Raw genomic sequence first — 13,478 nt, 5'->3', positions numbered from 1 at the left:
GTCGGTCCCGGCCCGGTCTGCGGTCGAGCAGTCCCATGTCACGGAACGAGCCGTCAGCGGCACACGCCTCGAACAGCCGGCGTTCGGTCACCAGCCCCTGCGAGCTCGATCAGGCCTGCGACTCCGGCTCCGGCGGGGGCTGCCGCGGCTGGGCCGGTGAACCGCCGAACGGGGCCCTGCCGATCCGGCGCGGGGCGCCCGGCAGGTCGATCACCGCCGGGGTGGGTGGCCGGCGCGGCGCCTGCGGCGGCGGCCCGCTCTGCTGCGCCGAGTGCGGGATCGGCCGGGTTCCCGGCGGTGGCGCATCGCCCGGTCGGTGCTGCCCGCGGCGCGGTGGTTGACCGCCACCGGGGCCGCCGTACGGGCCGTGCGACGGCATCGGAGCGGGTTGGTGCGGCGGGCCGGGCGGGAACCGGTTGTCCGGCCGTGACTCGGGGCCACGCGCGTGCGGTGCCACGGGTCGGCCGGGGGGCGAACTCAGCGGCGGCACGGGCGGTGCCACCGGGTGGCCGGTCGGTGAGCTCGGTGGCGGGCCAGGCGGTGGCGGTGCCGAGTGGCGGGGCGGCGCGGAATGCGGCGGCATCCCAGAATGGTGCGGACCGGGCACCCGGCCTTGCGGGTGGCGGTGCAGGGCGACACCACGCGAGGGCGGAGCCGCATGCGGCGGCGGCTGGTAACCGGCCGGCGGGCCGGGATGGCCGTGGCGCGGGCCCGGTCCGTGCGGTGCGGCCAGGTGCGCGCCGTGCGCGGGCAGCCATCCGGTGTACGGCTGCGGCGCCCCGGCATTGCCCAGCGCCCGGCGTGCGGCGGCGGCGAACTCGGTGCAACTGGCGAACCGGTCGACCGGGTCCTTGGCCAGCGCGCGGGCGAGCACATCGTCGAGGGCGGGCGGCAGCCCTGGCCGGACCCGGCTCAGCCGCGGCACCGGAGCGGTCAAGTGGCCGTTGATCACGGCCGCCGGCGTGGGCGCCGCATAGGGCGAATCGCCGGTCAGCAGCCAGTACAGCGTGCAGGCCAGCGAGTATTGGTCGCCGCGATGATCGAGTTTGGCGCCGGTGAGTTGTTCGGGCGCGGCGAAGGCGAGCGTCGCGGTGATCGTGTCGGCCGAGCTGAGCGTGGTGTCGCTGTCGCGCATGCCCGCGATACCGAAATCGGTGAGCAGCACCCGCTCGGGCTGCCCGATCGGCGCTTTGGCGAGCAGGATGTTCGCCGGTTTCACATCGCGGTGCAGCACCCGGTTGGCGTGCGCGAAATCCAGTGCGGCCGCGGTTTCGGCGACGATCTGCACCGCGCGCCCTGGCGCCAGCACATTCACATCGGCGATGGAGGCATCGGCGCCGGGCACGAACTGCATGGAGATCCACAGCTGCCGGTCCTCGGCGCCACGGTCGTAGACGGTGACGATGTTCGGGTGATCGAGCTGGGCGGCCAGATCGGCTTCGCGTTCGAAACGGCGCCGGATCTCGTTGTCGGTGTAGAGCTCCCGGTTGAGCAGCTTCAGCGCGGTCAGCCGGGGTAGCCGGGGATGCTTGGCCAGATAGACGGTGCCCATACCGCCGCGGCCGAGCACCTTGCGGATGGTGTAACCCACGAACTCGTCGCCAGGCGCCAGCACCGTACACACCCCCCTCTCCGGGTCGGATCCAATCCTACGGATGTATCTCGCCGACCCGCCAGGGCGCAACACCGGCGACGCTGTCGGTGGCGGTCGATATGGTGACTGCATGCGCATTGGAGCACATGTCCGGCTCGACAGCGATCCGATCGGCTGGGGTGAGAAACTCGGCGCCGATCTCATCCAGTTGTTCGTCGTCGATCCGCAGAGCTGGGATAAACCACAGCCGCATCCACGGGCCGAGCAGATCCTGGCCAGCCCGATCGATGTGGTGGTGCATTCGTCGTATCAGATCAATGTGGCCAGCCTGAACAATCGGCTGCGTATGCCGTCGCGCAATGCCGTCGCCCAGCAGGCGAAGGCCGCGGCCGATATCGGCGCGTTCGGCCTGGTGGTGCACGGCGGGCACGTCCGCTCCGATGAGGAGATCGAGGCGGGGATCGTCAACTGGCGCAAGTTGTTCGAACGTCAGCAGGACAAGGGCGGCTTCGCGGTACCGATCCTGATCGAGAACACCGCGGGCGGAAACCATGCCATGGCGCGGCATTTCGATTCCATCGCCCGGCTGTGGGACGCGGTCGGCGAGTTCGGTGCGGGCTTCTGCCTCGACACCTGCCACGCCTGGGCCGGTGGTGAAGACCTGGTCGGCGTGGTCGAGCGGATCCGGGCGATCACCGGGCGCATCGATCTGGTGCACCTGAATTCCTCCCGCGACGAGTTCAATTCCGGCGCCGACCGGCACGCCAATTTCGCCGACGGCACCATCGACCCGCAGCTGCTGGCCGAGGTCTGCCGCACCGCCGACGCACCGGTGATCCTGGAGACTCCGGCCGAGGGCGTCGCCGACGATATGGCGTATCTGCGCGAACACGTCGGCTGAGCGCCTGCGTTGGGATCAGGCCGACCGTAAACCTGTCGATGCGGGCGGGGCGGTGGTGTGCTCGCGGTATCAACATCCGCTCTCCCGCGAAGGTGCCTCATGACCGTCGACAACGCCACGTCCGCCGCCACCGTCTCGGTGGTCAAGCTCGGTTCCCGCATCGGTGCCCGGATCGACGGTGTCCGGCTCGGCGCAGATCTGGATGCCACGACCGTCGCCACGATCCACCGCGCGCTGCTGGAACACAAGGTGATCTTCTTCCGCGGCCAGCAGCACCTCGACGAGGACGGCCAGTACGCGTTCGCGCAACTGCTCGGCAGCCCGACCACTCCGCATCCGACCGTCACCTCGGCGGGAGTGAAATCGCTTGCCATCGATTCCGAACGCGGCCGCGCCAACAGCTGGCATACCGACGTCACCTTCGTCGACCGCGTTCCGAAGGCGTCGATCCTGCGCGCGGTGCGGCTGCCCTCCTACGGCGGCTCCACCACCTGGGCCTCTACCGTCGCCGCCTACGATTCGCTGCCCGACCCGCTCAAACTGCTGGCGGAGAATCTGCGCGCGGTGCACACCAACGCCTACGACTACGCCACCCGCACCGGCACCGAACCCACCGATCATCAGCGCGAGTACCGGGCCGAGTTCGAGTCGACGCTGTACGAGACCGAGCATCCGGTGGTGCGGGTGCATCCGGAGACCGGCGAGCGGGCGCTGCTGCTCGGACATTTCGTCAAGAATTTCGTCGGCCTCTCGGCGACCGAATCGCAGGCGTTGTTCCGGTTGTTCCAGGATCGGGTCACCAAGCTCGAGCACACCGTGCGCTGGAACTGGTCCGACGGTGACGTCGCGATCTGGGACAACCGCGCCACCCAGCACTATGCCGTCGACGATTACGACGATCAGCCGCGCAAGCTCACCCGGATCACCCTGGCCGGCGATATCCCGGTCGGCGTGGACGGCGCCCTCAGCACCGTCCGCACCGGTAATGCCGAGCACTACTCGATCATCGACGTGCCACGGGCCCACGCCGCCTGACCGGTCAGGGCCCGGCGGCGACAGCGCAAGGTCACCACGCACAACCCCGGGCGGGTGGGACCGGATACCGCCCGACACGACCCGCCCGGCGGAGGCGACCGCCGGGCGAGCACGCCCATGGTTCACACTGTTGGCCATGAGCATCAGGCCCCTGGACGGTGTGCGCGTCCTGGAACTCGGCAATTATGTGGCCGCACCGACCGCCGGACGTATCCTCGGCGATTTCGGCGCCGAGGTGATCAAGGTCGAACGTCCCGGCACCGGCGACGAGCTGCGCAATTGGCGCCTATACGGCGGCGACACCTCGATGCTCTATCGCACCATCAACCGCAACAAGAAGTCGATCACGCTGGATCTGCGCACCGAGGCCGGGCGCGCGGTGGTGCTCGACCTGGTGCGCCACTGCGATGTGCTGCTGGAGAACTTCCGGCCCGGCATGCTGGAGAAATGGGGTCTCGGACCCGAGGTGCTCGAGGCCGCCAACCCGAATCTGGTGATCACACGCATCTCTGCCTACGGCCAGACCGGGCCGCTGGCCGCCCGCCCAGGGTTCGCCGCGGTGGCCGAGGCGGTGGGCGGACTGCGTGAGCTGGTCGGCGACCCGGACCGCCCGCCGGTGCGGGTGGGTGTGTCCATCGGCGATTCCATCGCCGGGATCTACGCCGCGTTCGGCACGGTGATGGCATTGTTCCAGCGCGAGCGCAGCAGCACGGCGGTGCCGCTGGCGCAGCGGGTGATCGATGTGGCGCTCAACGAGGCCATCTTGTCGGTGATGGAATCGCTGGTCCCGGACTATCTGGCCTACGGCATCAACCGCGAGCGGGTGGGCGGCCGGATGGAAGGCATCGCGCCGAGCAACGCCTACCCGTGCTCCGACGGCACCAGCATCATCATCGGCGGTAACGGCGACGCCATCTTCCAGCGCTACATGAAGGTGATCGAACGCCCCGACCTCGCCGCCGACCCGGAATTACAGGACAACGCCGGCCGTTGGCGGCACCGCGACCGCCTCGACGCCGCCATCGGCGAATGGACGATCCGGCATACCCGCGCGGAGGCGCTGCGCATCCTGGAAGAGGCCGCGATCCCGTGTGGGCCGATCTACACCGCCGCCGATATCGTCGCCGACGAGCAGTACGCCGCGCGCAATATGATCCAGCACTTCCCGGTCGACGTCGGCGAACCCGAACCCAAACAGGTGGGCTTCACCGGCATCGTCCCGGTGATCGGTGACCGGTCGCTGCCGATCCGTTCGGTGGGCCCGGATCTCGGCGAGCACACCGGGCAGGTGCTGACCGAACTGCTCGGCATGACCGAGGCCGAGGTCGACGCCCTCACCGGCGCGCGGGAGCAGGAGGCGGCCTCGTGAGGCGCCGCCGTACCCCGCGCCGTCCACCGGCCCGCGGCCGCTGGGAGCTGAAGGCCCCCGAACATCGCCGCCCGACCGTGCACCCCAATCCGGCGGGCATGAACGAGAAACCGTGCGGCGGTGTGATGTGCGTTCCGCCGCAAGCCCAGGACAAGCGGGCCCCGCGATGGCTGTGACCGCCGCTCCGCTGCTGCGCGATGTCACCCTGCGCGATGGTCTGCAATTGACCGGTAAGCCGTTGCCGGTGGAGCACAAGGTCGAGATCGTGCGCAGGCTGCTCGCGCTCGGCGTGCCCGCGCTGGAGATCGGTTCGCTGGCGCGCCCGGATCTGGTGCCGCCGATGGCCAACAGCATGGAACTGGTCGCGGCTCTGACGCCCGAGGAACTCGAGCACTGCTGGCTGTGGGTAGCGACGCCGCGCCACGTGGAGAAGGCCGCCGCGGCGGGCGTGCGCAATTTCCAGTACTGCTTCTCGGTGTCGGACGCGCACAACCGCGCCAATATCGGTCGCGATACCGAGGCCAGCGTCGCCGCCATGCCCGACGCCGTGCGCATCGCCCGGGAAGCGGGCGGCTCGATTCAGTTGTGCCTGGCCACCGCGTTCACCTGTCCGTTCGACGGCCGGGTCGATCCGGCGCGGGTGCTGGCCATCGCATCCGATCCGCGCACCGAGGGTGCCGATGACATCGTGCTCGCCGACACGCTCGGACAGGCCTATCCCGCCGAGGTCTCGGCCCTGGTGAGCGCGGTGCGCGAGCGGACACCGCAGCGGCGCATCGTCTTCCACGGCCACGACACCTGGGGCATGGGCGTGGCGAACTCTCTGGCCGCGATCGGTGCGGGCGCCGCCATGGTGGACGGCTCGCTCGGCGGGCTCGGCGGCTGCCCGTTCGCCCCTGGTGCCAGCGGCAATACCGCCACCGAGGACCTGCTCTTCGCCACCCGCCCGGACTGGTTCACGCCCGCCGTGCTGGCCGAGCTGGTCGGGCTCACCGACGGCATCCTCGGCGAACTCGGCGAGCCGAATCGTTCGCGCACCACACAGGGCGCACGTTCGGAGGCGCGAGCGTTCGACTGGGTGATCCGCACATCCTGACCGCGCGGCGGCGGCTCGCGGCGACCGCGCCGGGGCGGTCCTCACCGAGATGCCATGCCCGGCAGCCCGGCGAACAGCACCTGGAACACCGACGGACCGTTCGAGTGCAAGGTCGTCGACGGTGCGTACGGATCGGATTCGGCGGTATCGGTGACCACATAGGGCGCATGCGAGCCGGGCACTCGATCGAGAATGCCGTCGCAGCGTGGCCCGCCGGTCGCATTGACCTTCGGTGCGTCCTCCGGATATTTGTACGCCTCCGCGCCGTACATGAAACTCGCGTTGAAGATCGCGCCCGGCTTGATGCCGCCGATCATGGCCTCGGCCAGTGGCATGGCCTTGGCCAAGCCGCGCACCACACAATTGAGCACCGGCTTGTATTCGTGCAGCAACTGCGCGGTCGGCAGCAGCAGTTCCAGCCCGGACACCAGCGGCTGTTCGCTCTCCCCGAGCACCGCGCCGGTGGTGTCGGCGAGGCCGATGAGATCGAGTAGCAGAGTGTCCAGCTCGGCGGTGTGCGCGCCGACGGTGGCGCTGGTGACGGTGGCATTGCCAAGGGTGCGCAGCAGGTCGGGCGTCGTATCGGCGTAGGTCTCGGTGACCCGGGCCCCGCCCGCCACATCGCGGCGCAGCGCGGGCAGGTGCGGGTTGATCTCGCGCAGATAGCGGTCGGCGTCGGCGAGCAGATCGCCCATGGTCGCGCCGCGTCCGTGCAGCGCGGTGCCGATGGCGGTGAGGGTGGCGTTGAGCTGGGCGGGATCGATCTGGTCGAGCACGTCGGTGAGTCGCTGGAAGACAGTATTGAATTCCACGGTCACGTCCTCGGCCCGCACCACCGCCCCCGGGCGCAGCGACGCCGTCGACGCGCGCGCGGGCGCCACGAAGTTGACGTACTTCGCGCCGAACACCGTGGTGGAGCGGATATCGACGCTCGCATCGGCAGGTACCAGCCCCAGCAGATCCGGCTCCAGTTCGAGCCGCAACCGCACTCGGTCCCCCGCGTGCTCGATGCCGGCGACCCGGCCGATCTGCGCGCCGCGAAACCGCACCTTGGCGTCCGGGTCGAGCACCAGCCCGCTGCGCGGTGCCTCGACGGTGACGGTCGCCGTCGTCGCGAAGCCGCCCGCGTACATCGACCAGGTGAGAACCAGCACTCCGGCGAGCCCGAAAACCATTGCGGTCGCGGCGATTTTCCAGCGCAGTAGCTGCCACGTCACCCGGAGCAGCACGAAACGTTCGGTCCCGGTGTGTTGTCTCGAATCCACCGCTCACCTGCTTACCGACGAACCGGTACGGCACTGCCGCCTTGCGGACCGGGCGCGATCGAGGATCGCTTGCCGGGCCCAGTCGTGTCGTAGTACTGTCCAGACACGTGTCCATCATATGTCTGGACAGTGATCACCGGGAGGTTTTCGATGACTCTGGTGCAGCCGCAACGAGTTTCCGGCGGCGACTCCGAATACGGCCATCTCGACGAGTTCCGGGTCGACCCGATCGCGCTGATGCGCCGTGTCCGGGAGGAATGCGGCGACGTCGGCGCGTTCGAACTCGCCGGAAAACGGGTCATCCTGCTGACCGGGGCCGAGGCCAACGAGTTCTTCTTCCGCGCGGGCGATGAGGATCTGGATCAGGGTGCGGCGTATCCGTTCATGAAACCGATCTTCGGTGCGGGTGTGGTGTTCGACGCCAGCCCCGAGCGTCGCAAGGAAATGCTGCACAACCAGGCCCTGCGCGGCGATCAGATGCGCGGGCACGCCGCGACGATCGCCGCCGAGGTGGATCGGATGGTGGCGAACTGGGGTGATTCGGGAGAAATCGACCTGCTCGATTTCTTCGCCGAACTGACCATCTACACCTCCTCGGCCTGCCTGATCGGGGTGAAATTCCGCAATCAGCTCGACGGCCGGTTCGCGCAGCTGTATCACGATCTCGAACGCGGTACCGACGCACTGGCCTATGTGGATCCGTACGCACCGATCGAGAGTTTCCGCCGCCGCGATGCCGCGCGCCGGGAACTGGTGGCGCTGGTGCAGGAGATCATGGACACCCGCGCGGCGAATCCGCCCGCCGATGCCGGCGATCGCGACATGCTCGACGTGCTGGTCTCGGTGCCCGGCGAGGACGGCAAGCCACGATTCAGCGCCAGCGAGATCACCGGCATCTTCATCTCGATGATGTTCGCCGGGCACCACACCACCTCGGGTACCGCGGCGTGGAGCGTCATCGAATTGCTACGGCACCCGGAGCAATTGCGGAAAGTGGTCACCGAACTCGATGAGCTCTACAGCGACGGCTCCGATATCAGTTTCGGTGCGCTACGGCAGATCCCGCAGCTCGAGGCGGTCCTGAAAGAGACGCTGCGGCTGCATCCGCCGCTGATCATCCTGATGCGGGTGGCGCGCGATGAATTCGAGGTGTGCGGTAGCCGGATCGAGCCCGGCGATATGGTCGCGGCGAGCCCGGCGATCTCGAACCGGATCGCCGAGGATTTCCCGCACCCGGATACCTTCGATCCCGGCCGCTATATCGATCCGAACCAGGAAGACATCCTCAACCGGTGGACCTGGATTCCGTTCGGCGCGGGCAGGCACCGCTGCGTCGGCGCGCCCTTCGCCTTGATGCAGTTGAAGGCGATCTTCTCGATCCTGCTGCGGGATTGGGAATTCGAGATGACCTTGCCCTCGGAGCAATACCGCAACGACCACAGCAAGATGGTGGTGCAGCTGGCGAAGCCCTGCACGGTGCGCTATCGCAGACGACAGAAATGAACAAATGAACAATGGGGCCCGCTCAGCCGAGCGGGCCCCATTGTTCATTGCCGCTTCAGAGCAGCGTGGTGCGTCCGTGCGGGTGCTAGGTCAGAGCAGCGCTTCGACCGCGGCGACCAGCGCGGCGTCGTCGGGAGTGGTGCGCGGACGGAACCGGCCGGCCACCGTGCCGTCGCGGGCGATCAGGAACTTCTCGAAGTTCCACTGGATATCGCCTGCCGCGCCCTCGGCGTCGGCCGTCTCCACCAGCCCCTGGTACAGCGGGTGCCTGCCCTCACCGTTGACGTCGGTCTTCTCCAGCAGCGGGAAATCCACGCCGTAGGTCATCGAGCAGAACTGCTGGATTTCCTCCGCGGTGCCCGGCTCCTGGCCCATGAACTGATTGCACGGCACGCCGACCACGCTGAATCCGCGGTCGCCGTAGCTCTTCTGGAGTTCGACCAGGCCCGAATACTGCGGGGTCAGCCCGCATTTGGAGGCCACGTTCACCAGCAGCACGACCCGGTCACCGACGAGTCCGGCGAGCGTGGACTGCTCACCGGACAGCGTGCGCACCGGAATGTCTCGAACGTTCACTCGTATCGCACCTGCCAATTCTTGATTCCGTTGATCCACCCCGAGCGCAACCGTACCGGATCGGCCACCGGGGTGATCTCGGGCATCGCGTCGGCAATGGCGTTGAACATGAGGTCGATTTCCAGCTTGGCCAGGTTGGCCCCGACGCAGTAGTGCGCGCCGGTGCCGCCGAAACCGACGTGCGGATTCGGGTCGCGCAGGATATCGAAGGTGAACGGGTCGGTGAAGCCGTCTTCATCGAAATTGGCCGAGCTGTAGAACAGGCCGAGGCGCTGACCTTTGGCGATGTGCTGTCCGCCCAGGGTGAGGTCCTCGGTGGCGGTGCGCTGGAAGGCGGTCACCGGGGTGGCCCAGCGCACGATTTCATCCGGTGCGGTGCGCGGGCGTTGCTCGCGGTAGAGCTCCCACTGTTCGGGATGGTCCACGAATGCCTTCATGCCGTGGGTGATCGCGTTGCGGGTGGTCTCATTGCCGGCGACGGCGAGCAGGATGACGAAGAACCCGAATTCGTCGGAGCCGAGCCCTTCGCCGTCGAGATCGGCGTTGATCAGTTGGGTGACGATATCGTCGACCGGGGTGGCCCGGCGCTGCTCGGCCATATTCCAGGCGTAGCCGAGGATTTCGGCCGAGGCCATGGTGGAATCGCCGTATTCGGGGTCGTCGTAGTTGAGCATCTGATTCGACCAGTCGAACAGCTTGCGCCGATCCTCTTGCGGAACGCCCAGCAGTTCGGCGATGGCCTGCAACGGCAACTCGCACGCGACCTGGGTGACGAAATCCCCGCCGCCGGTCTTCTTGGCCTCGTGCACGATCTTCGCGGCCCGTTCGGTGAGCGCCGCGCGTAGACCCTCCACCGCCCGCGGGGTGAAACCCTTGGAGATGATCCGGCGGATCTTGGAGTGCTTCGGCGGGTCCATATTGACCAGCAGTGCGCCGGTCACCTCCATCTGCTCGGGCGTGATGTCACCCGGCAACCGGATGATCGCGCCCTTTTCCTGCGAGGAGTACAGCTCCGGATGACGCGAGATCTCCTTGATATCGGCCAGCTTGCTGACCACCCAGAAGCCGCCGTCGCGGAAACCGCCGGAGCTCTCATCGGTTTGGGCGTTCCACCAGACCGGCGCGGTCCGGCGCAACTGCGCGAATTCCTCGACGGGGCTGCGTTCGGCCCACAGGGCCGGGTCGGTGAAATCGAATCCCGTGGGCAAGGTCGATGTCATGGGGTGTCCTTTCGGAATCGGTCACACGACCGTGAGGGGCAGCGGGATGCCGCGGTCGGCGAAGGTGAAACCGGCACCGGTGCTGACCTTGGCGATCGCGACTTCGATGGCCTCCCTGGCGGGCTCGTCGCCCAGCGCGATCCTGGCCGTCCATTCGTCCTCGGCCATGGCGGTCGCACTGACGTGGAAGCACGAATTGACCCCGCGCACCATGGCATCGAGCGCCTTGGTGTGCTCTGGAGCGATCAGCGCCGGCCACGCGCCGTCGGCGACGGCATCGCTGTGCCGGGGGAAACGCAGCAGCACCGTGTCACCCTCCGCTTCCACCCGGATGCCGGTGTAGGGCAACGGGTTGACGGCGGGATGGTGGCGCAACACCTCGATCAGCGCGGGCACATCGGTGCCGAGCCCGAGCGCCGTGCGCAACCGTTCCGAGGTCAAACCGGCAATACCCGCGAATTGTTTGCGCAGGATATCGAGCGCGGATTCCGGATCCGTGCGCCTGCGCACCGCGATCGCGAAGGCGAGGGTGAGCAGATGATGTTGCAGGCACACCTCATCGGCCAGCCGGATCAGCGCCGAACGGGAGAAATCGGCGAAGCGGATATCGCTGAGCAGCGGCCCCGCATAGTCGCCGCGTCCTTCCTCGCCGGGATCGATGGCCGTCAGCCTGGTGTGCGCCGCCGCTGATCCCGCGACCAGCTCCGCGCCCTCCGGAACCGGCGGCGGGATATGGGCCGGATCGATGGTAACCGTCCACGCGCACACCGGCTTCCGGTCGGCCGGCTCGCGCGGCGGGCGATGCACCGGCCGCACCTGAGCGTGCGGATTGGTCGCCAGGGCCGTGGCGTCGAAGGTGGGATCTTCGATGTCATGGCACATGGCGATGACGAAATCGGTACCGAGCGGCTCGACATCGGCCAGCGCTCCGCAATGGTCGAGCCAGAATTCGCCGTGCCGCTCGTCGTGTAACCGGTACCGGAAATCCATGAATTGTGGTGGGGCGCCGATATCGAATTGGAGCCCCTTGAAGATGGTCTCCACCGTGTCCCCGGTGAAACCGAGGGCTCGCTGCATGCGGCGGGTGTAGACCGGGCTGGCCAGCTGCCATTCGGTGATGGCCACCTCGGTCATGCCCTCGCGCCCGAAAGCGCCGATGGTGTGCGCCATTCCGGAGCGATCGATCAGATGCCCGCTCAACAGCAGTTCCGGCAGCAGCGTCGCGAGCGTGGCCCGCGAGAGATCCGCGTAATTGCTCATCGGTTCGGACATGCCATCACCACAGCGGAACCGGGGATTCACCGATGCGGTACCAGCCGGGCAGCGGCTCACCCGATACCGAACGCTGGATCCGCTTCTGCATGCCTTCGGTCAGCGCGTTCTGCTGGATCATCTCCATGAACAGCGCCGACACATTGCCGAAGTCGAAGAAATCGCGCTGCCACGACCACTGGAAATTGCCACCGTAGCGGAACCAGCTGCCGCCGATACCGTGCGGACTGTAGTGGCTGCCGTCGGCCCTGGTGACATCGGCGAGCTGCTTCCACAGCCCGATGACATTGCCCGACCGCTCATCGATGACGAATTCCTGATACGGGTAGGTCCACCCCTCCAGACCCTGCATTTCCTGCACCAGCGCCAGATCCCGGATCTCGTCGCGACCGACCGCCATGAATTCCTGGGTCGGGCCGTAGTTCCAGCCGTAGGTGGCGTCCTCGGTGTACATCTCGGCCAGCGGCGCCCAGTCACGCTTGTCCTCACAGCTGCGGTTCGCCTCCACCCAGCGCCGCACCATCTCGTCGAGTTCCGCGCGATCGAAACCTGCCATCACCGTCTACCTTCCTGAGATTCGCCGGTCCCGCTCGACGCGGAATCGGTGGCGGCGTCGTCGACGATCGACAACGCCTGGGTCGGGCAGTACCGCACTGCCCGTTCGATGTCCGGGCGGGCGGCGTCATCGGGGTTCTCGTTCTCGACGACGACCTGCCCGCGTTTGGGCACCGTGAAGATGTCGGGGGCCTCGTCCTGGCAGACCGCATGCCCCTGGCACAGATCCAGATCGACCCGTATCCGCACCGCTACTCCCCTTCCGGCGCGCGCCGGGAGGTGCGGCGCTGCCGCAGCGGCGCCTCCGGCTGTACCTCCACCGACACCAGATGCGATCCGCGCGGCGTACTCACCACCGCCACCACCGCGGCCGCGAGATCGGAGGCCCGCAGCATGTACGGATGCCGGGCGAAACCCCAGTCCTTCCAGTCCTCGAGCAACGGACCCACCACCTCGGGGGTGGAATTCATGCCCATGCCGGTGAGCGTCGGGCCGGGTCGCACCATGGAGGCGCGGATCCCGCTGCCCTCCAATTCCATCCGCAACTGGGTGACCATGGCTTCCAGCCCGGCCTTGGCGGCGCTGTAGGCGCCGGTACGCGGACGCGGCGCGGGCGCACAGTCGGAGCTGATCAGCACCAGATCGCCGCGCTGCCGCTCGACCATGCCCGGCAGTACCGCGTGCACCAGCCGGTGCGCGCCGATCAGATGCACCTGCACCTGCTGGGCGAAACGTTCCGGGTCCATCTCCTCGACCAGCGAGAATTCGATATCACCCGCGCCGGAGACGAGGATCTCGGCCGGGCCGTGCGCCCGCTCGGCGGCCGTAACGAATTCCTCGACCGAGGCCGCGTCGGTGACGTCGAGCCGCTGGGCGATGGCCTCGCCGCCGTCGGCGCGGATCTTGCCCGCGAGTTCTTCGCACAGCTCCACGCGCCGGGCGCCGAGCGTCACCGGGTGGCCGAGTTCGGCGAGGGCGACAGCGGTGGCGGCGCCGATGCCGGAGGACGCGCCGGCGATCAGGGCGGGTCGCCGGGCGGGGTGGGGTTCGAAGCGCGGCATCAGCGCACCTCCTGTCTCGGGGTGTGATCGG

Annotated in this window: 14 protein-coding genes; 6 read left to right on the top strand and 8 right to left on the bottom strand. The window is 68.1% G+C overall.

Translation table 11 applies throughout. The features are described from left to right. Positions 1-109 precede the first annotated feature (109 nt). Complete coding sequence (locus GV790_RS00785; RefSeq protein ID WP_163809391.1) at positions 110-1,615, bottom strand: serine/threonine-protein kinase; 1,506 nt, start codon at positions 1,613-1,615, stop codon at positions 110-112. Between the two features lie 109 nt (positions 1,616-1,724). Between GV790_RS00785 and GV790_RS00780 the strand changes: the two genes are divergently transcribed. The 5 genes from GV790_RS00780 (at position 1,725) to GV790_RS00760 (ending at position 5,995) form a co-directional block, all read left to right on the top strand. Beyond that, entirely contained in the window at positions 1,725-2,495 is a 771-nt protein-coding gene (locus GV790_RS00780; RefSeq protein ID WP_036539336.1) for a deoxyribonuclease IV, read from the top strand. 99 nt (positions 2,496-2,594) lie between these two features. Next, positions 2,595-3,530: a TauD/TfdA dioxygenase family protein gene (locus tag GV790_RS00775; protein WP_163809390.1), complete on the top strand. Its 936-nt coding sequence runs from the start codon at positions 2,595-2,597 to the stop codon at positions 3,528-3,530. A 136-nt stretch (positions 3,531-3,666) separates the two neighbouring features. Continuing rightward, positions 3,667-4,899, top strand: a complete 1,233-nt coding sequence (locus GV790_RS00770; RefSeq protein WP_163809388.1) for a CaiB/BaiF CoA transferase family protein — start codon at positions 3,667-3,669, stop codon at positions 4,897-4,899. Then, positions 4,896-5,075 carry a hypothetical protein gene (locus GV790_RS00765; protein WP_163809386.1) on the top strand — a complete coding sequence of 60 codons (180 nt, stop codon included), beginning with the start codon at positions 4,896-4,898 and terminating at the stop codon, positions 5,073-5,075. The genes GV790_RS00770 and GV790_RS00765 overlap by 4 nt, the downstream gene beginning before the upstream one ends. Next, entirely contained in the window at positions 5,066-5,995 is a 930-nt protein-coding gene (locus GV790_RS00760) for a hydroxymethylglutaryl-CoA lyase (protein WP_163809384.1), read from the top strand. The genes GV790_RS00765 and GV790_RS00760 overlap by 10 nt, the downstream gene beginning before the upstream one ends. A gap of 41 nt (positions 5,996-6,036) precedes the next feature. Here GV790_RS00760 and GV790_RS00755 read toward each other — a convergent pair whose 3' ends face one another. Next, on the bottom strand, positions 6,037-7,170 hold the full coding sequence (locus tag GV790_RS00755; protein WP_163809917.1) for an MCE family protein: 1,134 nt from the start codon (positions 7,168-7,170) through the stop codon (positions 6,037-6,039). A gap of 240 nt (positions 7,171-7,410) precedes the next feature. Between GV790_RS00755 and GV790_RS00750 the strand changes: the two genes are divergently transcribed. Further along, positions 7,411-8,763 carry a cytochrome P450 gene (locus tag GV790_RS00750; RefSeq protein ID WP_163809382.1) on the top strand — a complete coding sequence of 451 codons (1,353 nt, stop codon included), beginning with the start codon at positions 7,411-7,413 and terminating at the stop codon, positions 8,761-8,763. Between the two features lie 90 nt (positions 8,764-8,853). Here GV790_RS00750 and GV790_RS00745 read toward each other — a convergent pair whose 3' ends face one another. Genes GV790_RS00745 through GV790_RS00720 form a run of 6 tightly spaced genes read right to left on the bottom strand, consistent with a single transcriptional unit; the run spans position 8,854 to position 13,447 of the window. Continuing rightward, a complete protein-coding gene (locus GV790_RS00745) occupies positions 8,854-9,339 on the bottom strand; it encodes a glutathione peroxidase (RefSeq protein ID WP_163809380.1) in 486 nt (161 codons plus the stop codon). Continuing rightward, positions 9,336-10,559 carry a cytochrome P450 gene (locus GV790_RS00740; RefSeq protein ID WP_163809379.1) on the bottom strand — a complete coding sequence of 408 codons (1,224 nt, stop codon included), beginning with the start codon at positions 10,557-10,559 and terminating at the stop codon, positions 9,336-9,338. Before GV790_RS00740 ends, GV790_RS00745 begins: the two co-directional genes overlap by 4 nt. A gap of 21 nt (positions 10,560-10,580) precedes the next feature. Next, complete coding sequence (locus GV790_RS00735; protein WP_163809376.1) at positions 10,581-11,831, bottom strand: hypothetical protein; 1,251 nt, start codon at positions 11,829-11,831, stop codon at positions 10,581-10,583. Positions 11,832-11,835: 4 nt separating this feature from the next. Then, on the bottom strand, positions 11,836-12,387 hold the full coding sequence (locus GV790_RS00730; protein WP_163809374.1) for a nuclear transport factor 2 family protein: 552 nt from the start codon (positions 12,385-12,387) through the stop codon (positions 11,836-11,838). After that, the gene (locus GV790_RS00725; protein ID WP_163809372.1) at positions 12,387-12,635 is read right to left on the bottom strand and encodes a ferredoxin; all 249 of its coding nucleotides are present in this window, start codon (positions 12,633-12,635) and stop codon (positions 12,387-12,389) included. Before GV790_RS00725 ends, GV790_RS00730 begins: the two co-directional genes overlap by 1 nt. 2 nt (positions 12,636-12,637) lie before the next feature. After that, on the bottom strand, positions 12,638-13,447 hold the full coding sequence (locus GV790_RS00720) for an SDR family oxidoreductase (RefSeq protein WP_163809370.1): 810 nt from the start codon (positions 13,445-13,447) through the stop codon (positions 12,638-12,640). Between the last annotated feature and the right edge of the window lie 31 nt (positions 13,448-13,478).

Source organism: Nocardia cyriacigeorgica (assembly GCF_010858045.1).
Lineage (GTDB): Bacteria > Actinomycetota > Actinomycetes > Mycobacteriales > Mycobacteriaceae > Nocardia > Nocardia cyriacigeorgica_E.
This window is presented reverse-complemented; position numbering and strand designations above follow the sequence as displayed.

Coding starts and splice junctions, on each gene's coding strand:
- GV790_RS00780 (WP_036539336.1), top strand. CDS start 1,725: ATGCGCATTGGAGCACATGTCCGGCTCGACAGCGATCCGATCGGCTGG.
- GV790_RS00775 (WP_163809390.1), top strand. CDS start 2,595: ATGACCGTCGACAACGCCACGTCCGCCGCCACCGTCTCGGTGGTCAAG.
- GV790_RS00770 (WP_163809388.1), top strand. CDS start 3,667: ATGAGCATCAGGCCCCTGGACGGTGTGCGCGTCCTGGAACTCGGCAAT.
- GV790_RS00760 (WP_163809384.1), top strand. CDS start 5,066: ATGGCTGTGACCGCCGCTCCGCTGCTGCGCGATGTCACCCTGCGCGAT.
- GV790_RS00755 (WP_163809917.1), bottom strand. CDS start 7,170: ATGGTTTTCGGGCTCGCCGGAGTGCTGGTTCTCACCTGGTCGATGTAC.
- GV790_RS00750 (WP_163809382.1), top strand. CDS start 7,411: ATGACTCTGGTGCAGCCGCAACGAGTTTCCGGCGGCGACTCCGAATAC.
- GV790_RS00740 (WP_163809379.1), bottom strand. CDS start 10,559: ATGACATCGACCTTGCCCACGGGATTCGATTTCACCGACCCGGCCCTG.
- GV790_RS00735 (WP_163809376.1), bottom strand. CDS start 11,831: ATGTCCGAACCGATGAGCAATTACGCGGATCTCTCGCGGGCCACGCTC.
- GV790_RS00730 (WP_163809374.1), bottom strand. CDS start 12,387: ATGGCAGGTTTCGATCGCGCGGAACTCGACGAGATGGTGCGGCGCTGG.
- GV790_RS00720 (WP_163809370.1), bottom strand. CDS start 13,447: ATGCCGCGCTTCGAACCCCACCCCGCCCGGCGACCCGCCCTGATCGCC.